Source organism: Roseivivax sediminis (assembly GCF_900112685.1).
In the GTDB taxonomy this organism is placed as follows: Bacteria; Pseudomonadota; Alphaproteobacteria; order Rhodobacterales; family Rhodobacteraceae; genus Roseivivax; species Roseivivax sediminis.
In genome coordinates, this window is the sequence record NZ_FOMS01000011.1 from 100,011 (window position 1) to 121,728 (window position 21,718).

The 21,718-nt window shown below is 68.2% G+C and carries 19 protein-coding genes; 14 read left to right on the top strand and 5 right to left on the bottom strand.

Features of this window, described 5'->3' with window-relative positions:
• Nucleotides 1-29: 29 nt before the first annotated feature.
• A complete protein-coding gene (locus F3H57_RS16920; protein ID WP_223163116.1) occupies nucleotides 30-1,247 on the top strand; it encodes a biopolymer transporter ExbB in 1,218 nt (405 codons plus the stop codon).
• A 3-nt stretch (nucleotides 1,248-1,250) separates the two neighbouring features.
• Nucleotides 1,251-3,218: a peptidoglycan -binding protein gene (locus F3H57_RS16925; RefSeq protein WP_149757199.1), complete on the top strand. Its 1,968-nt coding sequence runs from the start codon at nucleotides 1,251-1,253 to the stop codon at nucleotides 3,216-3,218.
• A gap of 39 nt (nucleotides 3,219-3,257) precedes the next feature.
• Here the strand turns inward: F3H57_RS16925 and F3H57_RS16930 are convergent, their stop codons facing one another.
• From F3H57_RS16930 to gloB, 3 genes are all read right to left on the bottom strand, one after another.
• Nucleotides 3,258-4,217 (bottom strand): M23 family metallopeptidase, encoded by a 960-nt coding sequence (locus tag F3H57_RS16930; protein WP_149757201.1) that lies wholly within the window; start codon nucleotides 4,215-4,217, stop codon nucleotides 3,258-3,260.
• Complete coding sequence (clpA, locus tag F3H57_RS16935) at nucleotides 4,214-6,541, bottom strand: ATP-dependent Clp protease ATP-binding subunit ClpA (RefSeq protein WP_149757203.1); 2,328 nt, start codon at nucleotides 6,539-6,541, stop codon at nucleotides 4,214-4,216. Before clpA ends, F3H57_RS16930 begins: the two co-directional genes overlap by 4 nt.
• A 174-nt stretch (nucleotides 6,542-6,715) precedes the next feature.
• The gene (gene gloB / locus F3H57_RS16940; protein WP_149757204.1) at nucleotides 6,716-7,483 is read right to left on the bottom strand and encodes a hydroxyacylglutathione hydrolase; all 768 of its coding nucleotides are present in this window, start codon (nucleotides 7,481-7,483) and stop codon (nucleotides 6,716-6,718) included.
• Nucleotides 7,484-7,549: 66 nt separating this feature from the next.
• Here gloB and F3H57_RS16945 point away from each other — a divergent pair, with 66 nt between their 5' ends.
• From F3H57_RS16945 to F3H57_RS16975, 7 genes are all read left to right on the top strand, one after another.
• Nucleotides 7,550-8,287, top strand: coding sequence for a class I SAM-dependent methyltransferase (locus F3H57_RS16945; RefSeq protein WP_149757206.1), 738 nt, complete (start codon nucleotides 7,550-7,552; stop codon nucleotides 8,285-8,287).
• Nucleotides 8,288-8,831: 544 nt separating this feature from the next.
• The gene (locus tag F3H57_RS16950) at nucleotides 8,832-9,392 is read left to right on the top strand and encodes a F0F1 ATP synthase subunit delta (protein ID WP_188129724.1); all 561 of its coding nucleotides are present in this window, start codon (nucleotides 8,832-8,834) and stop codon (nucleotides 9,390-9,392) included.
• Entirely contained in the window at nucleotides 9,393-10,931 is a 1,539-nt protein-coding gene (gene atpA, locus F3H57_RS16955) for a F0F1 ATP synthase subunit alpha (RefSeq protein ID WP_149757210.1), read from the top strand.
• 12 nt (nucleotides 10,932-10,943) lie between these two features.
• Nucleotides 10,944-11,828 (top strand): F0F1 ATP synthase subunit gamma, encoded by an 885-nt coding sequence (locus tag F3H57_RS16960; RefSeq protein ID WP_149757212.1) that lies wholly within the window; start codon nucleotides 10,944-10,946, stop codon nucleotides 11,826-11,828.
• Between the two features lie 18 nt (nucleotides 11,829-11,846).
• On the top strand, nucleotides 11,847-13,271 hold the full coding sequence (gene atpD / locus F3H57_RS16965) for a F0F1 ATP synthase subunit beta (protein WP_149757214.1): 1,425 nt from the start codon (nucleotides 11,847-11,849) through the stop codon (nucleotides 13,269-13,271).
• 46 nt (nucleotides 13,272-13,317) lie between these two features.
• On the top strand, nucleotides 13,318-13,755 hold the full coding sequence (locus F3H57_RS16970; protein ID WP_149757216.1) for a F0F1 ATP synthase subunit epsilon: 438 nt from the start codon (nucleotides 13,318-13,320) through the stop codon (nucleotides 13,753-13,755).
• 146 nt (nucleotides 13,756-13,901) lie between these two features.
• The gene (locus F3H57_RS16975; RefSeq protein ID WP_149757218.1) at nucleotides 13,902-14,252 is read left to right on the top strand and encodes an H-type lectin domain-containing protein; all 351 of its coding nucleotides are present in this window, start codon (nucleotides 13,902-13,904) and stop codon (nucleotides 14,250-14,252) included.
• Nucleotides 14,253-14,472: 220 nt separating this feature from the next.
• On the opposite strand, the gene F3H57_RS16980 is transcribed toward F3H57_RS16975, so the two are convergent.
• The gene (locus F3H57_RS16980; RefSeq protein WP_149757220.1) at nucleotides 14,473-15,483 is read right to left on the bottom strand and encodes a ribose-phosphate pyrophosphokinase; all 1,011 of its coding nucleotides are present in this window, start codon (nucleotides 15,481-15,483) and stop codon (nucleotides 14,473-14,475) included.
• Between the two features lie 103 nt (nucleotides 15,484-15,586).
• Between F3H57_RS16980 and F3H57_RS16985 the strand changes: the two genes are divergently transcribed.
• Entirely contained in the window at nucleotides 15,587-16,186 is a 600-nt protein-coding gene (locus F3H57_RS16985; RefSeq protein WP_149757222.1) for a 2-hydroxychromene-2-carboxylate isomerase, read from the top strand.
• Nucleotides 16,186-16,989, top strand: a complete 804-nt coding sequence (locus F3H57_RS16990; RefSeq protein ID WP_149757224.1) for an alpha/beta fold hydrolase — start codon at nucleotides 16,186-16,188, stop codon at nucleotides 16,987-16,989. The genes F3H57_RS16985 and F3H57_RS16990 overlap by 1 nt, the downstream gene beginning before the upstream one ends.
• Nucleotides 16,990-16,992: 3 nt before the next feature.
• Here the strand turns inward: F3H57_RS16990 and F3H57_RS16995 are convergent, their stop codons facing one another.
• Entirely contained in the window at nucleotides 16,993-17,430 is a 438-nt protein-coding gene (locus F3H57_RS16995) for an Lrp/AsnC family transcriptional regulator (protein WP_149757226.1), read from the bottom strand.
• A 102-nt stretch (nucleotides 17,431-17,532) separates the two neighbouring features.
• On the opposite strand from F3H57_RS16995, the gene F3H57_RS17000 reads away from it, so the two are divergent.
• The 3 genes from F3H57_RS17000 to F3H57_RS17010 all read left to right on the top strand — a co-directional run bounded on the left by F3H57_RS17000 (nucleotide 17,533) and on the right by F3H57_RS17010 (nucleotide 21,713).
• Complete coding sequence (locus F3H57_RS17000; RefSeq protein WP_149757228.1) at nucleotides 17,533-18,657, top strand: type III PLP-dependent enzyme domain-containing protein; 1,125 nt, start codon at nucleotides 17,533-17,535, stop codon at nucleotides 18,655-18,657.
• Between the two features lie 85 nt (nucleotides 18,658-18,742).
• The gene (locus tag F3H57_RS17005; RefSeq protein ID WP_149757230.1) at nucleotides 18,743-21,037 is read left to right on the top strand and encodes a xanthine dehydrogenase family protein molybdopterin-binding subunit; all 2,295 of its coding nucleotides are present in this window, start codon (nucleotides 18,743-18,745) and stop codon (nucleotides 21,035-21,037) included.
• 208 nt (nucleotides 21,038-21,245) lie between these two features.
• The gene (locus F3H57_RS17010) at nucleotides 21,246-21,713 is read left to right on the top strand and encodes a CoA-binding protein (protein WP_149757232.1); all 468 of its coding nucleotides are present in this window, start codon (nucleotides 21,246-21,248) and stop codon (nucleotides 21,711-21,713) included.
• The last annotated feature ends 5 nt before the right edge of the window (nucleotides 21,714-21,718 follow it).

Sequence of the window (21,718 nt, forward strand, 5' to 3'; positions counted from 1 at the left end):
CCTTTAAGCCGTAGGAGGCGCCCATCGCGATGGACCAGCCGGACGCCCATCCGCAATTCGCCCAGCCGATCCGCCAGGTGCTGGCGATGGTCGCGGTGCTGGCGCTCGCGGGAGTCGGCGCGGTCATGGCGCTGCCCCGGGTGCTGCCGGTGTTCCAGGCCAATCCGTATCTCAACGGCTTCATCCTGCTGGTCTTCGTGGTCGGCGTGCTGGCCTGTTTCTGGCAGGTGGCGCAGATCATAACCTCGGTCCGCTGGATCGAGGCCTTCATCGGCGGCGGCGGGGACGAGGCCGGGCGCGCGCCGCGTCTGCTGGCGCCGCTTGCGGCGCTCCTACGGTCGCGTGGACGGCGGATGCAGATCACCACGACCTCGTCGCGGTCGATCCTCGATTCGGTGGCCCAGCGGATCGACGAGGCGCGAGAGATCACGCGCTACATTGTGTCGTTGCTGATCTTCCTCGGTCTTCTCGGCACGTTCTACGGGCTCGCGACCACGGTGCCGGCTCTCGTCGACACGATCCGCTCGCTGGTCCCCCAAGAGGGCGAGAGCGGCACGGAGGTGTTCTCGCGCCTGATGAACGGCCTCGAAGGCCAGCTTGGCGGCATGGGGATCGCCTTTGCCTCCTCGCTCCTCGGACTCGCCGGTTCACTCATCGTCGGGCTGCTGGAACTCTTCGCGGGCCACGGGCAGAACCGGTTCTACCGCGAGCTGGAGGAATGGCTGTCCTCGATCACCCGCATCGGCATATCTTCATCCGAGGGCGGGGACGAGATGTCGGGCGCTGCCGTCGCGCTCGAACAGGTCGCCGACCAGATGGAGGCGATGCAGGACCTCTACGCCCGGTCCGAGGAATCGCGCGGGGAGATCGAATCGCGCCTCGGCCAGCTTGCCGACTCGATCGAGCGGATGACCGAGCGGATGGAGGCGACGGCGCCGTCTTCCACGGCGCTGGCACGTATCGCCGACGGGCAGGAGCGGCTGATCGAGGTGTTGTCGAGCCGCGAGAGCGACGGCGGGCTTGACGCCGAAAGCCGGATGCGCCTGCGGTCCATCGACGTGCAGATGCTCCGCCTCCTGGAAGAGATCTCGGCCGGCCGGCAGGAAAGCATGGCCGAGCTGCGCACCGATCTTGCCGGTCTGTCGCGCACGCTGACGCAGATCAGCCGGCAGGCCGCGCCGAAAACCGGCAGCGCGCCGACCGTGCGCGCGCAGCGCTTCCAGCCCAAGCAGAGCCAGGAGGGCTGATCCATGGCGCTGGCGCGCCGATCCGGCCAACGCTTCCAGGCGGCGATCTGGCCGGGCTTCGTGGATGCGATGACCGGCCTGCTGCTGGTGCTGATGTTCGTGCTGACCATCTTCATGGTCATCCAGTTCGTCCTGCGCGAGACCATCACCGGCCAGGAAAGCCAGCTTCAGACCCAGGAATCGCGGCTGTCGCAACTGACGTCGGAGGTCGAGTCGCTGTCTTCGGCGCTGGGCCTCGCGGAGCGGGAGAACACGCAGCTCGAAAGCCGTCTGGGAGAGCTGGATGCCACGCTCGACGACAGGGAGACGCGGCTCGCCGAACAGGACGCGATCATCCGCTCTCTGACGCAGGCGCAGGAGGCAAGAGAGGCCGAACTGACCGCCGCGCGGCAAGAGATCGCTTCTTACGAGGATCGGGTCTCGGCGCTGCTCTCGCAGCGGGACTCGGCGCAGGCGCAGGTCGAGACGCTGACCGGCGAGGCCGAGGACGCCGAGGCGCGCATCGCTGCGCTGACGGCCTCGGAGGAGAGCCTCGAGGAGGCACAGGCCGCCCTGACCGAGGAGCGCGACGCGCTGGAACTGGCGCTCGCGCAGGCGCGTGACGAGGTGGACCGCGAGACGGAAGCCGCGCGGCTCGCCGCGGCGAGGCGGGAGGCTCTCGAGGCGCTGGTCGCCGATCTGCGCAGCGAGAACACCGAAGCGTCCGAGCAGGTGTCGGCGCTCTCGTCAGAGGTCGACGCGCTGTCGTCCGAACTGAGCGAGGAGGAAGCGCAGCGCCTGGCGGAGGCCGAGGCAGCCGAGGCCCTGCGCGCCCGGCTCGAGTCGGCGGACGCGGAACTCACGGCGATGACGCTGGCGCTGGAGGCGCAGCGGGCGGAGGCAGAGGAGACGCTGACGCTGCTGGCGGCGGCGCGCGCGGCCGAGGAGGATCTGAACGCGCGGCTGGCCGCGGCGCTTCTGGCCGAGGAAGAGGCGGAGCGGTCGCTGTCGAGCGCGCTTGCGGAACGCGAGGAGGCGTCCGATCTGCAGGACCGGCTGGCGGCGGCAGAGACGCGCGCCGAGGGCCTCTCCGGCGAGGTCGCGGATCTGCGCGCGCGCCTTGCCGCCGCGCTGGCGGAACAGGAGGCGGCGGAGATGTCGGCCGAGGAGGTGCGCGAGCGCCTCGTCGCGGCGCTCGCGGCACGGGACGAGGCCGCCGCCGAGGCCGAGCAGGCGATGACCCGGTCGGAAACGCGCGCGGCGCTTCTCGAGACGGCGCGGTCGGAGCTGGAGAGCGAAGCCGAGCGCGCCGACGCGGCGGTGCGGCAGACCGAGTTGTTGAACCAGCAGGTCTCCGCGCTGCGCACGCAGCTGTCGCGCCTGCAGGGCCTTCTGGACGCGTCCGAAGCGCGGGACGCGGAGGCGCAGGTCGAGTTGCAATCTCTGGGCCAGGACCTCAACCAGGCGCTTGCGCGGGCGGCGGCGGAAGAGCGGCGGCGGCGCGAGCTCGAGGAAGCCGAGCGCCGTGATCTGGAGCGCTACCGGTCGGAATTCTTCGGGCGGATGCGCGAGATCCTCGGCGACACGGAGGGGGTGCGGATAGAGGGCGACCGCTTCGTGTTCTCCTCCGAGGTGCTGTTTCCCTTGGGCAGCGACACGCTGTCCGAGCAGGGGCGGGCGGAAATCGCGCGGGTGGCGACGATCCTCAAGCGTGTGGCCGACGACATTCCCGACGAGATCGACTGGGTGATCCGTGTGGACGGGCACACCGACAGCACGCCGCTGCGCGCCAATGCGCGGTTCGAGGACAATTGGGAACTGAGCCAGGCGCGGGCGCTGTCGGTGGTGCGCTACATGAGCGATTTCCTGGGCCTGCCGCCGGAACGGCTGGCGGCGAACGGATTCGGACAATACCAGCCGATCACGGAAGGCGACACGCCGGAGGCGCGGGCGCGGAACCGGCGGATCGAATTGAAACTGACGGAGAAATAGAGGCGCTCGGTCCGCCCTGGCGGGCGTCCTCGCCGGGACTCAGCGAACGGTGATTTCGGCGTGGCGCACGGCGATGAGCGTGTCGCCGCGCATCTGGGTCACGGTGCCGCGGTAATCGCCCGCGGGCCAGCCGCTATCGGGGGCGCGGCGTCCGTACGCTCGGAACAGCTGCACCTGCGGATCCTCGAGCTCGATCTCGGTTGAAAACACCTCACCCGCCGGACCGGTGGCGGACATTTCCAGCACGTCGCCGTCCTCGGGGTGGAAGGCATGGGCGTAGAGCACGAGGTTTTCGCCCGGTGCGGCAGTGGCGCGGCGGGCGGTGCCCGATTTCACCGCCTCGAAGGAGGGCACGACGATGGAGAACCCGGCGGTGAACAGACCCGAGGGCGTGTAGGCCGGCGGATCGGTCCAGAGCGTGTCGCCGTCGGCGCCGCAGCTTTCGGTGCTCTCTGGCGCGAAGGGATCGACGCGCGCGCCGTCCTTCAGGAGCGACAGGTGCAGGTGGGGGTAGTTCGTCTCGCCCGAAAGGCCGATCTGGCCGAGCACGTCCCCGGCTTCGACCCGGTCGCCGGCGGAGACCGCGAGCGAGCCGTTCTTCATGTGGCAATAGAGCGTCTGGTAGCCGTCCTCGTGTCCGATGCGGACGGCGTTGCCGCATTCGCGGCCTTCGATCTCGGCCGCGCGGTCGGGGGTGAGGGCGATGTCGGGCTCTCCGTCGCGCGCCGCCTCCACGGTGCCGGCGGCGGCGGCAAGGACGTCGACGCCCGCCTCCATCGCCTCGAAGCTCGGCAGCGCGAAGTCGGTGCCGCGGTGATTGTCGCGCGACTTCAGCCCGCAGGTGTAGTCGGTTTGGCCGGGGCCGGGCTGCGCGTCGTGGTAATCCTCGATGAAGCAATCCTGCCCGAGCGTGCAATCGACGGGCAGCGACAGAAAAGCCTCCGCCGCGGCGGGCGCGGCGGAGGCAAGAAGGATCAGGGCCGAAGCCCGGAGCGTCATTCCGCCGTCAGAAGTGGCGGGCGCTTGGAGGAAAGCTGCCGTTTCTCGGGTCCGTCGAGGTCGAGCTTGAGCTTGTCGTCCTCGACCGAGACGCGCACCACGCCACCCTTCTGCAGCTTGCCGAAGAGCAGTTCCTCGGCCAGCGGCTTCTTGATGTGCTCCTGGATCACGCGGCCGAGCGGGCGCGCGCCCATCTTGTCGTCGTACCCCTTCTCGGCCAGCCATTCGGCCGCCGGGCGGGTCAGCTCGATGGTCACGCCGCGGTCGAGCAGTTGCGCCTCGAGTTGCAGGACGAACTTTTCGACCACCTGCAGGATGGTGCTGCGCGGCAGCGGCTTGAACGAGATGACCGCGTCGAGCCGGTTGCGGAATTCCGGCGTGAAGGTGCGTTCGATCGCAGCCGTATCCTCGCCCTCGCGGCGGTCGCGGCCGAAGCCGATCGCGGCCTTCGCCTGTTCCGTGGCGCCGGCGTTCGACGTCATGATCAGGATCACGTTGCGGAAGTCGACCGTGCGGCCGTTGTGGTCCGTCAGCGTGCCGTGATCCATTACCTGCAAGAGAATGTTGTAGACATCCGGATGCGCCTTCTCGATCTCGTCGAGCAGGAGCACGCAATGCGGGTGCTGGTCGACGCCGTCGGTCAGCTGGCCGCCCTGGTCGAAGCCGACATAGCCCGGAGGCGCGCCGATCAGGCGCGAGACCGCGTGCTTTTCCATGTATTCCGACATGTCGAAGCGCAGCATCTCCACGCCGAGCGTGTCGGCGAGCTGCTTGGCGACCTCCGTCTTGCCGACGCCCGTGGGGCCGGCAAAGAGGTAGTTGCCGATCGGCTTGTCGGGCTCGCGCAGGCCGGCGCGGGCCAGCTTGATCGCGGACGACAGCGCCTCGATCGCCGGATCCTGGCCGAAGACCACGCGCTTGAGCGAACCTTCGAGATCGCGCAGCACCTCCGCGTCGTCCTTGGAGACGTTCTTGGGCGGGATGCGGGCGATCTTGGCCACCACGGCCTCGATCTCCTTGGTGCCGATGGACTTCCGGCGCTTCGACTCGGCCACGAGATGTTGCGCCGCGCCGGCCTCGTCGATCACGTCGATGGCCTTGTCGGGCAGCTTGCGGTCGTTGATGTAGCGCGCCGAGAGTTCCACCGCGGTCTTGATCGCGTCGTTGGTGTACTTGATCGAGTGGTGTTCCTCGAAATAGGGCTTGAGGCCCTTGAGGATCTTCACGCTGTCCTCGACCGTCGGCTCGTTGACGTCGATCTTCTGGAACCGGCGGCTGAGTGCGCGGTCCTTCTCGAAGTGCTGGCGGAACTCCTTGTAGGTGGTGGAGCCCATGGTGCGCAGACGGCCGCCCTGAAGCGCGGGCTTCAGCAGGTTGGAGGCGTCCATCGCGCCGCCCGAGGTGGCGCCGGCGCCGATCACGGTGTGGATCTCGTCGATGAAGAGGACGGCGTCGGGATGCTCCTCGAGCTCGTTGACGACGGCCTTCAGACGCTCCTCGAAATCGCCGCGGTAGCGGGTGCCGGCCAGCAGCGCGCCCATGTCGAGCGAGTAGATCGTGGTATGGGCGAGCACTTCGGGCGTGTCGCCGTTGACGATCTTCCGCGCGAGCCCCTCGGCGATGGCGGTCTTGCCGACGCCGGGATCGCCCACCAGGAGCGGGTTGTTCTTGCGCCGGCGGCACAGCACCTGGATGCAGCGCTCGACCTCGCCGTCGCGGCCGATCAGCGGATCGACGTCGCCCTTGCGGGACTTGGCGTTGAGGTCGACGCAATACTTGGCGAGCGCGGATTCCTTCTGCTCGCCGCTCTGCGGGGCGTCGGTGGCCTGCGCCTCTTCTTCCTCCGCGGCGCCCTGGACGGGGCGGGATTCGCCGTAGGCGGGGTTCTTGGCGACGCCGTGGGCGATGAAGTTGACCGCGTCGTAGCGGGTCATCTCCTGCTCCTGCAGGAAGTAGGCGGCGTTCGACTCGCGCTCCGCGAAGATGGCGACGAGGACGTTGGCGCCCGTCACCTCCGTCCGGCCGGAGCTTTGCACGTGGATCGCGGCACGCTGGATCACGCGCTGGAACGCGGCGGTCGGCACCGCCTCCGACCCCTCGATGTCGGTGACGAGGTTGGACAGATCGCCATCGATGAAATCGACGAGGTTGGTGCGCAGTTCCTCGGTGTCGACGTCGCAGGCTTTCATCACGCGCGCGGCGTCGGGTTCGTCGACGAGCGCCAGCAGGAGGTGTTCGAGCGTCGCGAATTCGTGGCTGCGCGAATTGGCGAGCGCCAGGGCTGCGTGGATGGCCTGCTCAAGAGTGTTCGAGAATGAAGGCACGGGGTCTGTGCTCCTCTTGTCTGCGCCGGGGGCGGCGGCCCCCAGCATTGCCTCTTGAAGTTAAAGTTCGGTCGATCGACCCACTCCTTCAAGCATTTTCTGTGGCCGGCGCGCTCACAATCGTCGTGACGGGCGCGGCTGCGTCACCTCTGGGCGCCCGGAAGGGGTCGGGTGTCAAAAGGCGTCCTTGCGGCGCCGGATCTCCGCGAAGACCTCGGCGGCGGGGGCATCCATCATGCCGAGGGAGCGGCGCACGGGTTCGTCGGCGGCCCTCAGGAACGGATTGGTGGCGAGTTCATCGGAAAGTTTCGACGGCACCGTGGGCTCGCCACGCGCCCGGGCCGCCGCGATCGCGTCATACCGGGATTTAAGCGCTGAACTGTCCGGTTCAATAGTGAGCGCAAAGTCTGCATTCTTCTGGGTGTATTCGTGGCCCGAGCATATCGTCGTGCCGGGGTCGAGGCTCAGGAACTTCTGCAGGCTGTTCCACATCTGCTCCATCGTTCCCTCGAAGACACGTCCGCAGCCGAGCGCCATCAGGCTGTCCCCGGTGAACGCGATGCCTGCGCCGGGCAGGTGAAAGGCGATATGTCCGACGGTATGGCCAGACACGTCCAGAACATGAACCTCCTCGCCGCCGAAGTCGAAACTGTCGCCCTCCGAAACCGCGCGGTCGAGCGGTGGCAGCCGGTGCTTGTCGGCCAGAGCGCCGGTCACCTTCGCGGGGTGCCCGGCCAGCAGCGCCTCGACCCCCTGGATGTGGTCGTCGTGGTGATGGGTGAGCCAGATCTCCGACAGCGTCCAGCCGCGTTCGGTCAGCGCCGCGTCGAGCGGGCCAGCCTCCGGGACGTCGATTGCGGCAGTGGCGCCGCTTTTCGCATCGTGCAGCAGAAAGGTGTAGTTGTCCGACAGCGCCGGAAGGGTGACGAGATCCAGGGTCATTTCCATTTCGCTCCTGAGGAGTCAGAGTCGCATTCAGAGGCTAGGACGTAGCCCGGGGGCGCCGCAATGCATCTCGACGTGCGCACGTTGCGCGATTTTTACTACCGAAACGCGCTGGGGCGCGTGGCGCAGAAGATCGTGCGCGACAGGGTGCGGGCGATCTGGCCCGACACCCACGGGCGTACCGTGGCCGGCTACGGTTTCGCGGTGCCGCTGCTGCGTCCGTTCCTGCCCGATTCGCGTCGCGTGGTCGGGCTGATGCCGGCGCCGCAGGGGGTCATGCACTGGCCCGCGGGCCTGCCCAACGTGTCGGTGCTGTGCCACGAGACCGAATGGCCGCTGGAGACCGGGCATGTCGACCGGCTGGTGCTGATGCACGGGCTGGAGACCTGCGACAACGCCTCTGCGCTGCTCGATGAATGTTACCGGGTGCTGGGGCCGGGGGGCGAGGCGCTGTTCGTGGTTCCGAACCGGTCGGGGCTCTGGGCGCGGTCCGACCGCACGCCCTTCGGTTACGGTCGACCCTATTCGCTCGGCCAGCTCGAGGCGCAATTGAAGGCGCACGATTTCATAACGGAAGACCACGTCTCTCTGCTCTATCAGCCGCCGTCGACGCGCCGGTTCTGGATGCGGACGGGGCCGATCTGGGAGCGGATGGGCCGGTCGATTCCGGCAGTGATGGCCGGCGGCGTGATGCTGGTGCGCGCCTCCAAGCGCTACCCACCGACACGGCGCGGCATCGGACAGCGCGTGCGCGAGCCGCTGGGCGCGCTGGCGCCCAAGCCGGTGGCGAAACCGGTCTGACGATCCGAACCGGGCCGTGCGGCGCGGGGCAGGTGGGGCCACCCGACACCTTGCGGTGGCCGAGACACCGGATCGGGTGCCCTGCCGCGGTTGCTCTGCGGATCTTCGTCGAGCGGTTTCGCTAGCGCGACCCGCTGCGCCACGGCTGTGGGCGGCACATTCCGGGAGCCCGCCCGAGCCACCGGCCCCGGGCAGCGGTGTCGCGGCGGTCGCACCGGCCCTTGCAATTGCACGAACATGCCCGCACCGGTGGCAGAGGGCGGGTGCCTGCCGCGGCGCGAAGCGGTCGGGAATCGCGCATCGGCTCACGAAAAAGCGAACGAAGCGAACCACATGCCCCGCGCAATAAGTCGCACTATGCCCGATGTGCCTGAAATCACGGCGTTTCGGGCAATGGCTAAAAACCTCTTACCATGTTGCGGGGTGGGGGAGGCTCTGCTACATCCGCGCTGATTTTGACGCCCCGGCTCTTACCCGGGGCCAAGGCTCCGCCTCCTGGTCACCTGATCGCGGCCACGGGGGCTCGACATACGGAAGGGTGGACGTGTCCGAACCAGCTTCGATTTCCTCCGGTATCGCCGAGCGCTACGCAGCCGCTGTCTTCGACATCACCAAGGGTGAGGGCGCGCTCGACAAGCTCGAACAGGATGTGGATGCGCTCGCCCAGGCCCTCGCCGAGAGCGCGGATCTGCGCGACCTTATCCATTCCCCGATCTATTCGCGTGCCGCGCAGCAGCAGGCGATCATGGCGGTGGCCGACAAGATGGGCCTGTCGAAGTCCCTGAAGAACACGCTCGGCCTGATGGGGTCGAAGCGGCGCCTGTTCGTGCTGCCGGCGATGCTGACGCAGCTGCGGGAGATGATCGCGGAAGAGAAGGGCGAGGTCACCGCCGATGTGACCAGCGCGATCGAACTGACCAAGGCGCAGCGCAACGAGCTTGCCAAGACGCTCAAGGCCAAGGTCGGGCGCGACGTGAAGCTCAACACCATTGTGGACGCCGGTCTGATCGGCGGTCTGATTGTCAAGGTGGGCTCGAAGATGATCGACACCTCGATCCGCTCGAAGCTCGCCTCCCTCCAGAATGCCATGAAAGAGGTCGGATAAATGGGTATCCAAGCAGCCGAAATTTCTGCGATCCTGAAGGAGCAGATCAAGAACTTCGGTCAGGAGGCCGAGGTCGCGGAAGTGGGTCGCGTGCTGTCGGTCGGCGACGGGATCGCCCGCGTGCACGGCCTCGACAACGTCCAGGCCGGCGAGATGGTCGAATTTCCCGGCGGCATCCGCGGCATGGCGCTCAACCTCGAATCCGACAACGTCGGCATCGTGATCTTCGGCTCCGACCGCGAGATCAAGGAAGGCGACGTCGTCAAGCGCACCAACTCCATCGTGGACGTGCCGGTGGGTGACGGGCTGCTCGGCCGCGTGGTCGACGGCCTCGGCAACCCGATCGACGGCAAGGGTCCGATCGAGTCCTCGCAGCGCTCCGTTGCGGACGTGAAGGCGCCGGGCATCATGCCGCGCAAATCGGTTCACGAGCCGATGGCGACCGGCCTCAAGGCCGTCGACGCGATGATCCCGATCGGCCGCGGCCAGCGCGAGCTGATCATCGGCGACCGCCAGACCGGCAAGACCGCCGTGGCGCTCGACGCGATCCTGAACCAGAAGACCTACAACGAAGCCGCCGGCGACGACGAGAGCCAGAAGCTCTACTGCGTCTACGTGGCTATCGGCCAGAAGCGCTCCACCGTGGCGCAGCTGGTCAAGAAGCTCGAGGAAAGCGGCGCCATCGAGTATTCGATCGTCGTCGCCGCGACCGCGTCGGACCCCGCGCCGATGCAGTACCTCGCGCCCTACACCGCGACCGCGATGGGCGAGTTCTTCCGCGACAACGGCCGCCACGCGCTGATGGTCTATGACGATCTGTCCAAGCAGGCCGTCGCCTACCGCCAGATGTCGCTGCTGCTGCGCCGTCCGCCGGGCCGCGAAGCCTATCCGGGCGACGTTTTCTACCTGCACTCGCGCCTGCTGGAACGCTCCGCGAAGCTGAACGAGGAAAACGGCGCAGGCTCGCTCACCGCGCTGCCGATCATCGAAACGCAGGGCGGGGACGTGTCGGCGTTCATTCCGACCAACGTGATCTCGATCACCGACGGCCAGATCTTCCTCGAGACCGACCTGTTCTACCAGGGCATCCGCCCGGCCGTGAACACCGGTCTGTCGGTGAGCCGCGTGGGTTCGTCCGCTCAGACTTCGGCAATGAAGTCGGTCGCCGGCCCGGTGAAGCTGGAGCTCGCGCAATACCGCGAGATGGCGGCCTTCGCGCAGTTCGGCTCCGACCTCGACGCGGCGACCCAGCGCCAGCTGAACCGCGGCGAGCGCCTGACCGAGCTGATGAAGCAGCCGCAATATTCGCCGCTGACCAACGCGGAGATCGTCGTGATCATCTTCGCCGGCACCAACGGCTATCTCGACAAGATCCCGACCCGCGACGTCGGCCGCTTCGAGCAGGGGCTGTTGAAGCACCTGCGCGGCAAGCACAAGGACCTTCTCGACTGGATCACCAAGGAAGATCCGAAAGTGAAGGGCGACTCCGCGGACAAGATCAAGAAAGTGCTCGACGAGTACGCCAAAGACTTCGCCTAAGGGAGTGCGTCGATGCCGTCCCTCAAGGACCTGAAAAACCGGATCTCCTCGGTCAAGTCGACCAGGAAGATCACCAAGGCCATGCAGATGGTCGCGGCGGCCAAGCTTCGCCGCGCCCAGGAGGCCGCCGAGATGGCCCGCCCCTACGCGGAGCGGTTCAACTCGGTCATGGCATCGCTCGCGGCGTCCGTGGGCGACAGTGACAGCGCGCCCCGCCTTCTGCGCGGGACGGGCGACGACAAGGTGCACCTCCTGGTCGTGATGACCGCCGAGCGCGGTCTCTGCGGCGGCTTCAACGCGAACATCGCCAAGCTGGCGAAGCAGCGGGCCGAGAAGCTTCGTGGCGAGGGCAAGGAGGTGAAGATCCTCACCGTCGGCAAGAAGGGCCGCGACGCGCTTCGCCGTGAATGGGGCGATCATTTCGTCGGCCATGTCGACCTGTCGGACGTCAAGCGCCTGTCCTACCCGGACGCGCAGCGCATCGCCCAGGATGTGCTCGACCGCTTCGACGGCGGTGAATTCGACGTGGCGACGGTCTTCTACTCGATCTTCCACAACGTCGTGAGCCAGGAGCCCACGGCCAAGCAGATCGTCCCGGCCAGCTACGAGCAGGACGAAAGCGAGGCCGAAGAGGGCGCCAGCACGCTCTACGATTACGAGCCGTCCGAGGAAGAGATCCTCGCCGACCTGCTGCCAAGGGGCGTCGCGACACAGATCTTCTCGGCGCTGCTGGAGAACGCGGCTTCCGAACAGGGCGCGCGGATGTCGGCCATGGACAACGCCACGCGCAACGCGGGCGAGATGATCGACAAGCTCACGATCGAGTACAACCGCACCCGTCAGGCCGTGATCACCAACGAGCTGATCGAAATTATCTCGGGCGCCGAAGCGCTCTAACGACCGGAGACGAATTAGATGGCAAACGCGAAAGGCAAAGTGACGCAGGTCATCGGCGCCGTGGTCGACGTGCAGTTCGACGACCACCTGCCCGAGATCCTGAACGCACTGACCACCGACAACCACGGCCGCCGGCTGGTGCTCGAAGTTGCCCAGCATCTCGGCGAGAACACCGTGCGCACCATCGCCATGGACGGGACCGAAGGTCTCGTGCGCGGCCAGGAAGTCGTCGACACCGACGGCCCGATCACCGTGCCGGTTGGCAACGCGACGCTCGGCCGGATCCTCAACGTCGTGGGCGAGCCCGTGGACGAGGGTGCCGAGGTCAAGGCGGACGAATACCGCCCGATCCACGCCGAGGCTCCGACCTTCCAGGAACAGTCGACCGCGTCCGAGGTTCTCGTGACCGGCATCAAGGTGATCGATCTCCTCGCCCCCTATGCGAAGGGCGGCAAGATCGGCCTCTTCGGCGGCGCCGGCGTCGGCAAGACCGTTCTGATCATGGAGCTCATCAACAACATCGCGAAGGTGCACTCGGGCTTCTCCGTGTTCGCCGGCGTGGGTGAGCGCACCCGTGAGGGCAACGACCTCTACCACGAGATGGTCGAATCCAACGTGATCAAGCCCGACAACCTGGCGGAGTCGCAGGTGGCGCTGGTCTACGGCCAGATGAACGAACCGCCGGGCGCCCGTGCGCGCGTCGCGCTGACCGGCCTGACGCTGGCCGAGCAGTTCCGCGACCAGTCCGGGACCGACGTTCTGTTCTTCGTCGACAACATCTTCCGCTTCACGCAGGCGGGCTCCGAGGTCTCGGCGCTTCTCGGCCGCATCCCGTCGGCGGTGGGCTACCAGCCGACGCTCGCGACCGACATGGGCGCGATGCAGGAGCGGATCACCTCGACGAAATCGGGCTCGATCACCTCGATCCAGGCCGTCTACGTGCCCGCGGACGACCTCACCGACCCGGCCCCGGCGACGACCTTCGCGCACCTCGACGCGCAGACGGTTCTGTCGCGCGCGATCTCCGAGCTCGGCATCTACCCCGCCGTGGACCCGCTCGATTCCTCGTCGCGCCTGATGGACCCGCAGATCGTGGGACAGGAACATTACGACGTGGCGCGTGAAGTGCAGGGCATCCTCCAGCGCTACAAGTCGCTGCAGGACATCATCGCGATCCTCGGCATGGACGAGCTGTCCGAAGAGGACAAGCTGACCGTGGCGCGGGCGCGCAAGATCCAGCGCTTCCTGTCGCAGCCCTTCGACGTGGCGAAGGTCTTCACCGGCTCCGACGGCATCCAGGTGCCGCTCGAGGACACCATCGCGTCGTTCAAGGCCGTTGTCGCGGGTGAATACGATCACCTGCCCGAGGGCGCCTTCTACATGGTCGGCGGCATCGAGGACGTGAAGGCCAAGGCCGAGAAGATGGCCTCGGACGCCGCCTGAGACTGATCCCGGGCGGGGGCCTGCCCCGCCCAACAAGGAGTGACCAATGGCGGAGACCATGAATTTCGACCTCGTCAGCCCCGAGCGGCGCCTGCTGCAGGAAGAGGTCGTGTCGGTCCAGATCCCCGGTGCCGACGGTGACATGACGGCGATGCCGAACCACGCGCCGCTGATCACCACGCTGCGCCCCGGCCTTCTGACGGTCGAGACCGCGAAGGGCGAGACCCGGCAGTTCGTCGTCACCGGCGGCTTCGCGGAGCTGGGTGACGGCCTGTCGGTCCTGGCCGAGCGCGCTCTGCCGCGCGAAGAGATGGACCAGGAAACCTACGAGGACATGGTGACCGAGGCCGAGGAACGTTATCGCAAGGCCAAGGACGCCTACGAGAACGAACCCGGCCCGGTGGACGACGCGGCCAAGCTTCTGGCCGACATGGTCGCCGTGGGCGGCCATATCGGCCTGTCGGAGCGGCAGCCCAACCTCTGAGCCTCCCCGGCCTGGCCGGAATCGAAGGGCGCGCCACCACGGCGCGCCCTTTCGCGTTCGCGCCGCCGCGGCGCCGACACGCGAGGTTCCAATCTCAGCCCCGTTAGGCCAGTATCTCCGGCCATGAGCCGAGGCGGACCAGCAGCATGAAGAAACTCCGCAGCCATCGCGTGGGCATCGATCAGGGCACGGTCGAGCTCTTCTCGGACTTCGTCCATGGCGGCGACATGTGGACCGGGTCGGGCACGCGCGAGCGGCGCCAACGGGTCGTGTTCTCCGAAGCCTTCAGCGATGTTCCCTCGGTCCATGTCGCCCTGGCGCTCTGGGACTTCGATTCGAGTGCCAATATCCGCGCCGACCTCTACGCGGACAATGTCGGGAGGGACGGCTTCGAGATGGTGTTCCGGACATGGGCCGACACGCGCGTCGCCCGGGTACGAACGTCGTGGTTGGCCATCGGCGAGGTCAAGGGCGAGGACGACTGGGACGTCTACTGACGCGCGGTGCGCCCGGCGGCACCGGCAGGACGCCTCCGGCGGGAGTATTTGACGCCCAAAGAAGCCGGGGCGCGCGCGCCAGGGGGCGGGCAGCGCGGAACTGCGAGGGGCAGAGCATCCGGCGCCCGGGCGTGACCGCGGCACATGCCGCGCCGGACGAGGTCATCTTGCTCCGGGGCAACCCGCGCCGAGGAGAGCCCGCGAGGGCTCGAGGAGCCGGTCAGAGAATTCCCTCGTAGATCGGCCCCAGCGTCTCGGTCTCGAACAGCGACGACACGCTGGTGCCGTTCCAGATGTTCAGGATCGCCTGCGCGAACATCGGCGCGGTGGGTACGACGCGGATGTTGGGCGCCGCCCGCACCGCGTCCGTGCCCTCGATGGAGTCGGTGACCACCAGCGATTTCATCACCGAGTTGGTGATCCGCTCCACCGCCGGGCCCGACAGCACGCCGTGCGTGATGTAGGCGTGGACCTCGGTCGCGCCGTGGTCCTTCAGGACTTCGGCCGCCTTGCAGAGCGTGCCGGCCGTGTCGCAGATGTCGTCGACGATGAAGCACTTCTTGCCGGACACGTCGCCGATCACCGTCATCTCGGCCACCTCGCCGGCGCGCTCGCGCCGCTTGTCGACGATGGCGAGCGGCGCGTCGATGCGCTTGGCCAGCTCGCGCGCCCGGGCCACGCCGCCGACGTCCGGCGACACGATCATGGCGTCCTCCAGCTCGCCCTTGAACTGGCTCATGATGTCGAGCGCGAAGATCGGCGAGGCGTAGAGGTTGTCCACGGGAATGTCGAAGAAGCCCTGAATCTGCGCCGCGTGCAGATCCATCGTCAGCACCCGTTCGATCCCGGCGCTGGCGATCATGTTGGCCACCAGCTTCGACGTGATCGGCGTGCGCGCCTTGGTGCGGCGGTCCTGGCGGGCGTAACCGAAATAGGGGATCACGGCGGTAATCCGTGCGGCCGAGGACCGGCGCAGCGCGTCGGCCATGATCAAGAGCTCCATGAGGTTGTCGTTTGCCGGGTTCGAGGTCGGCTGGATCAGGAACATGTCCTCGCCGCGGACATTCTCGAACACCTCGACAAAGATCTCGCCGTCGTTGAACCGCTCCACCCGAGCGTCGACGAGCCCCACGGTCATCCCCCGATACAGCGACATGCGCCGGGCGATGGCCTGCGCAAGCGGCAGGTTCGCGTTGCCGGAAATGAGCTTGGGTTCGATCACGGTTGGCATCAGGCGGGGCTCCGAAAGGGAATCGTCAGGTTGCGGTGCGCTTAGCATGGCCCTACCGTCCGGCAAAGCCGAACGCCATGCATGACCGGAGAGGGCCGCAGCGATGCCGCATATCGACTATTACTTCTCCACCCTGTCACCGTTCACCTATCTTGCCGGGCTCGGGCTGGAGGAGGTGGCGGACCGGCACGGCGCGACGATCACCTACAAGCCGCTGGACATCATCGCGCTCTTTGCCCGCACCGGCGGCACGCCGCCCGCCGAACGCCATCCCGCGCGGCAGGAATACCGCGCGCAGGAGATCCTGCGCCTGTCGAAGAAGCACGGCATGCCGATGCAGCTGAGGCCCGCGCACTGGCCGACCAATCCCGCCCCGTCGAGCTACGCGATCATCGCTGGACAGCGCGCCGGCGGCGGCGATGTTGGCGCGCTGGCGCATGCCTTCCTGCGCGCCTGCTGGGCCGAAGAGCGCGACATCGCCGACGACGAGGTCGTGCGCGCCTGTCTGTCGGAGGCGGGATTCGATCCCGGCCTCGCGGACAGCGGCCTGCTGTCGGGGGCCGAGACATATGCCGCGAACCTCGAAGAGGCGGTGGCGCAGGGCGCGTTCGGCTCGCCGTTCTATATTACGGATGGCGGTCAGCGCTTCTGGGGCCACGACCGGCTGGAGGATCTCGACCTGCACCTGTCCGGAAAGATCTGATGCCCGAGGACATGCGCGCCGGGCAGCCGGTGCATTGGCGGACATTCGGCGCCGGCCCCGCGCCCGCGCTTCTGCTGCACTGCGCGCTGGGGCAGTCGAAGGCGTGGACGCCGCTGGCCGAGGCGCTCGGCGATCTCTGGACGGCCGCCGCGCCCGACATGCCGGGCCACGGCCAGAGCGGGCCGTGGGACGGACAGAGCGACCTGCACGACCTCGTCACCGCCATCGCGGAGACGTTCGTGACCGGGCCGCTGCACCTCGTCGGCCATTCCTTCGGTGCCACCGTGGCCTTGCGCCTCGCGGAGGCGATGCCGCAGAACGTCCGATCCCTGACGTTGATCGAGCCGGTGCTTTTCGCCGCCGCGCGGGAGGCGGCTCCGGAGGCCTTCGCCGCCCGCCTCGCCGACGAGGAGGCCGTGGCCGAGGCCGCGCGCGCCGGCGACTGGGCGTTGGCGGCGCAGCGGTTCACCGCGCGCTGGGGCGCCGGTCCCGGCTGGGACAAGTTGCCGGGCAAGGCACGCGACAAGCTCGCCGCGCAGATGCCGCTCGTGCGGTCCACCGGCCCGGCGCTCTACGACGACAGCAAGGGCTTGCTCGTCTCTGGCGCCCTCGAGCGCGTGACGGCGCCGGTGCGGCTGATCCGGGGGGCGGACACCGACCCCGCGGTTGCCGCGATCCATGCCGGGCTGATGGCGCGGCTGCCGGACGCCCGCGAAACGGTCGTGCCCGGCGCGGGCCACATGGTGCCGCTCACCCATGCCTCCGAGGTGGCAAAGGTCCTGCGCGGCGACCTTGCGGGCTGACGTTCAACGCCGGTCGAGCTTCGTCGACAGGTGGATGAGGCTTTCCGAACTGCGCACGCCCTTGGCCTCGCCGATCCGGTCGAGCGTGATGTCCAGCGCCTCGGTGGTGTCGGCGGTAACCTCGAGGATCATGTCGACCCGCCCGCTTGTGGTGTGCGCCGCCTCCACCCCCGGCAGCGCCTTCAGCCGCGCCAGCACCGCCGGGCCGGAACGTGGCTCGATCGCCACCAGCACGGTCGCGCGCAGCGCCGGCTTCAGCCGCGCGCCGGGCTTGAGCGTGTAGCCGGCGATCACGCCCTTCGCCTCCAGCCGTTCGATCCGCGCCTGCACCGTCGTCCGCGCCACCCCCAGCCGCCGGGCCAGTGCGGCGATGGGCGCGCGCGCGTCTTCTGCCAGGGCGGTCAGCAGCGCCGCGTCCGTGTCGTCGATCTGCCTGTCCATGCCGTCACTCTGCCCGAAATTTGAATCACTCTGACAGATCCGACGCGAGACTTCGACGTCCCGCCCGCCGATCCTGATGAAAACGCGAGCAGGAGAGGCCCCATGACCACGCTAGCGCCCGAGGCGACCGACGCTTCCGAATATCTGATCCGTCACCGGCCCGATGCGCCGGTCATGTTCTTTCGTCCCGACCTGCTCGCCGCGACGGCGGCGGCGTTCCGGGCCGGCTTTCCGGGGCGCGTGACCTATGCGGTCAAGGCCAATCCGGCGGTGGAGGTGCTGGGCACGCTCGCCGCGGCGGGGATCGACGCCTTCGACGTCGCCTCGCCCGAGGAGATGACGCGCGTGCGCGAAGCCGCCCCCGGCGCGGCGCTGCACTACAACAACCCGGTGCGGTCGGCGGACGAGATCGCGGCGGGCAAGCGGATGGGCGTCGATTCCTGGTCGGTCGACCGGATGAGCGAGTTCGACAAGCTCGGCGCGCTGCCCGAGGGCTCGGAGGTGTCGGTGCGCCTCGCGCTGCCGGTCCCGGGCGCGGCCTACGATTTCGGCTCGAAGTTCGGCGCCGGCCCGGACCTTGCGGTGGAGATTCTGGCGGCAGTCGCGGCGCGCGGCTTCGTCCCGGCGCTGACATTTCATCCCGGCACGCAATGCCCCGACGGCGCCGCCTGGGCGCGCTACATCCACGCCTGCGCCGATATCGCGCGGCGGGCCGATGTGCAGCTCGCGCGGCTCAATGTCGGTGGCGGCTTTCCCGCCCATCGCGGCGGCGCCGCGCCCGATCTCGCGGCGATCTTCGCCGCCATCCGCACCGCCACGGCCGAGGCGTTCGAGGCGCCCCCGGCGCTGATCTGCGAACCCGGCCGGGCGATGGTCGCCGAAGCGGTCACGCTGGCGCTGCGCGTGAAGGCGGTCGAGAGCGGGGCGCTGACGCTGAACGACGGGGTCTATGGCGCCCTCGGCGAGTGGCGCGATCTGCCGGCGCCGTCGCGGATCGACGTGATTTCGCCCGACGGGCACCTGCGTCGCGCCGCGGGCGTGCCGCGGATCGTCTTCGGGCCGACCTGCGACAGCCTCGACCGGCTGCCTCGGCCGCTGGACCTACCCGGAGACATCGCGGAGGGGGATTACCTCCTGATCCCCGGTATGGGCGCATACGGCGCGGCGCTCGTCACCGCGTTCAACGGTTACGGCGCCCGCGACGTGGTCACAATGCGGGCGGGCTGATGACGCGCCCGCGCGGGGGTGGACTTCGCCGCGCGCCTATCTAGTCTGCGCGCCGGTATACCATCCCAGCCAGCGAGGACGCAGCATGGACAAGTTCGGCCGCTCTCAGCCCGTCACGCGCGTCGAGGATCTCCGCTTCCTGACCGGCGGCGGGCACTACATCGACGACACCGCGCCCGATGGGGCGCTCTTCGCCTATGTCCTGCGCTCCTCCGTGGCCCATGCCGACATCACCGGGCTCGACACGGCAGAGGCGCGCGCGGCCGAAGGCGTGCACATGGTTGTCACCGCCGAGGATCTGGCCGAAGCGGGCCTCACCTTCGGCCTGCCGACGGTCATGGTCCCCAACCGCGACGGATCGCAAAGCAAGCCGCCCCGCCGCCCGCTTCTCGCCGAGGGGCGCGTGCGCTTCGTGGGCGAGCCTGTGGCCGTCGTCATCGCCGAGAGCGCGCAAGCCGCAAAGGACGCCGCCGAGCTGATCGAACTCGACCTCGAGGACCGCGAACCGCACATGGCAACCGAGGCCGGCGGCCCCGCGATTCACGACGACGTACCGGACAACCGCGCCTTCGACTTCGGCCTCGGAAACGAGGCGGCGACGGAGGCCGCCTTCGCCCGCGCCGCCCGCACGGTGTCGCTGACGGTGGAGAACAGCCGCATCATCTCCAACCCGATGGAGGGGCGCGGCTGTCACGCGACGTGGGACGGGGAGCGTCTGCACTTCGCCTTCTCGGGGCAGGGCGTATGGGAGATGAAGGCGCTCCTGCGCAAGGCGCTCGGCCTCTCCAAGGACGCGGTGCACGTCACCACGCCCGACGTCGGCGGCGGCTTCGGCACCAAGACCATGCCCTATCCGGAATATTTCGTCGTCGCGCATGCGGCCCGCGCGCTCGGCCGTCCGGTGCGCTGGTTCTCCGAACGCGGGGAGGCGATGCTGTCGGACAATTCCGGCCGCGACCTCGTGTCGGACGCCGAGCTTGCCTTCGATGCGGACAATCGCATCATCGGCTATCGCGTTCACACGAAGTCGAACCTCGGCGCGTACCTGTCGGGCTTCGGCCCCCTGATGCAGAGCCAGCTCTTCTCGCGCGTGCTGACCGGGGTCTACGACATCCCCGCCGCTTGGCTGCGCACCGAAGGCATCCTCACCAACACCACGCAGGTCGACGCCTATCGCGGCGCCGGCCGGCCCGAGGCGAACTACCTCCTGGAGCGGATGATGGACCGCGCCGCGCGCGAGCTCGGCGTCGATCCGTGGGAGCTGCGGCGCATCAACTTCATCAAGCCGGCGCAGTTTCCCTACACCACGGTGTCGGAGGAAACCTACGACGTGGGCGACTTCGCCAGCGTGCTCGACCATGCCGCGCGCGCCTCGGGCCGGGACGGCTGGGAGGCGCGCAAGGCGGCCTCCGAAGCGGCGGGCAAGCTGCGCGGGCAGGGCTTGTGCTACTACATCGAGTCGATCCTCGGCGATCCGAGCGAAAACGTGCGCATCGCGTTCGAGGAAGACGGCGCGGTGATGTACGTGGGCACCCAGTCGAACGGGCAGGGTCACGAGACGGTCTTCGCGCAGTTCCTCTCGGACCAGTCGGGAATCCCCGTGGACAAGATCCGCATCGTGCAGGGCGACAGTGACCTGATCGCCAAGGGGGGCGGCACCGGCGGGTCGCGGTCCGTGACCGTGCAGGCCAACGTCACGCTCGTCGCGGTCGGCGAAATCGTGCAGAAGTTCAAGGACTTCCTCGCCCCCGAGATGGGCGTGGAGCCGGACGCGATCGCGTGGGACGACGTGCAGTTCCGCGCCGAGGGCTCCAACCTCACCCCGACGATGCTGGAGGTCGCGGCGATGGCGCGCGACGCGGGGCGCGAGGATCTTCTGACGCACAACGCCTCGGCGGAGCTGCCCGCGCGGTCTTTCCCCAACGGCGCGCATGTCGCGGAGGTGGAGATCGACCCCGAGACCGGGGAGGTCCGGCTTGACCGCTATTCGGTGGTGGACGATTTCGGCAACCTGGTGAACCCGCTGCTGGTCGAGGGGCAGGTGCACGGGGGCGTCGCGCAGGGCGTCGGTCAGGCGCTGTTCGAACGGGTGGTCTACGACGAGACCGGGCAGCTTCTGACCGCCTCCTTCATGGATTACGCGATGCCGCGCGCCGACAACATGCCGATGGTCACCTTCGAGACGCAGCCGGTGCCCTCCACCGCCAACCAGCTTGGCATGAAGGGCTGCGGCGAGGCCGGCACGGTCGGGTCCATCGCCGCGGTGGCCAACGCGGTGCAGGACGCGCTGTGGGACCGGGGCGTGCGGCAGGCCGATATCCCTTTCACGCCGATGCGGGTGTGGCAGATGTTGCAGGACGGTGCGGTTGCCGCGGAGTGACCCCCACCCGCGACAATCTGGGAAAGGTCAAGGAAAATCGTTCACGAACACTTTACGGGGCTTCACACTGTGGCTTCGGCGCCCATATTGAAGTCAGGATCGCGGGATCGGAACCCCCGCGAGACCTTCACTGTCCCTCGTTCCGTACCTGGCGCCCAAGGATTCCTTGGGCGCTTTTTTCTGCAGGAGACAGGGGTTAGGCTGGGGCATGAGTTATTCCGATGATTTCCTGAAGACGGTCCTGCGGCGCACGAGGACCATCGCCGTGGTCGGCGTGTCGATGAACCCGGTGCGCCCGTCCTATTACGTGGCGCGGTACCTGTCGCTGAAGGGCTACCGGGTGATCCCGGTCAATCCCGGCCATGCGGGCGCGACGCTCTTCGAGGAAACCGTCGTGCCGGATCTGCGCGCGGTCGAGGCGCCCGTCGACATGGTCGACATCTTCCGCCGCCCCGACGCCGTGCCAGGCATCGTCGACGAAGCGCTGGACGCGCTGCCAGGGCTCTCCACGATCTGGATGCAGATCGGCGTGCGCCACGCGGAGGCCGCCGCCACGGCCGAGGCGCGCGGCATCGACGTGATCCAGGACCGCTGCCCGAAGATCGAGTACCACCGTCTCTTCGGAGAGCTGCGCATGGGCGGCTTCGCGACCGGCGTGATCTCTTCCAAGCTGTAACGGCG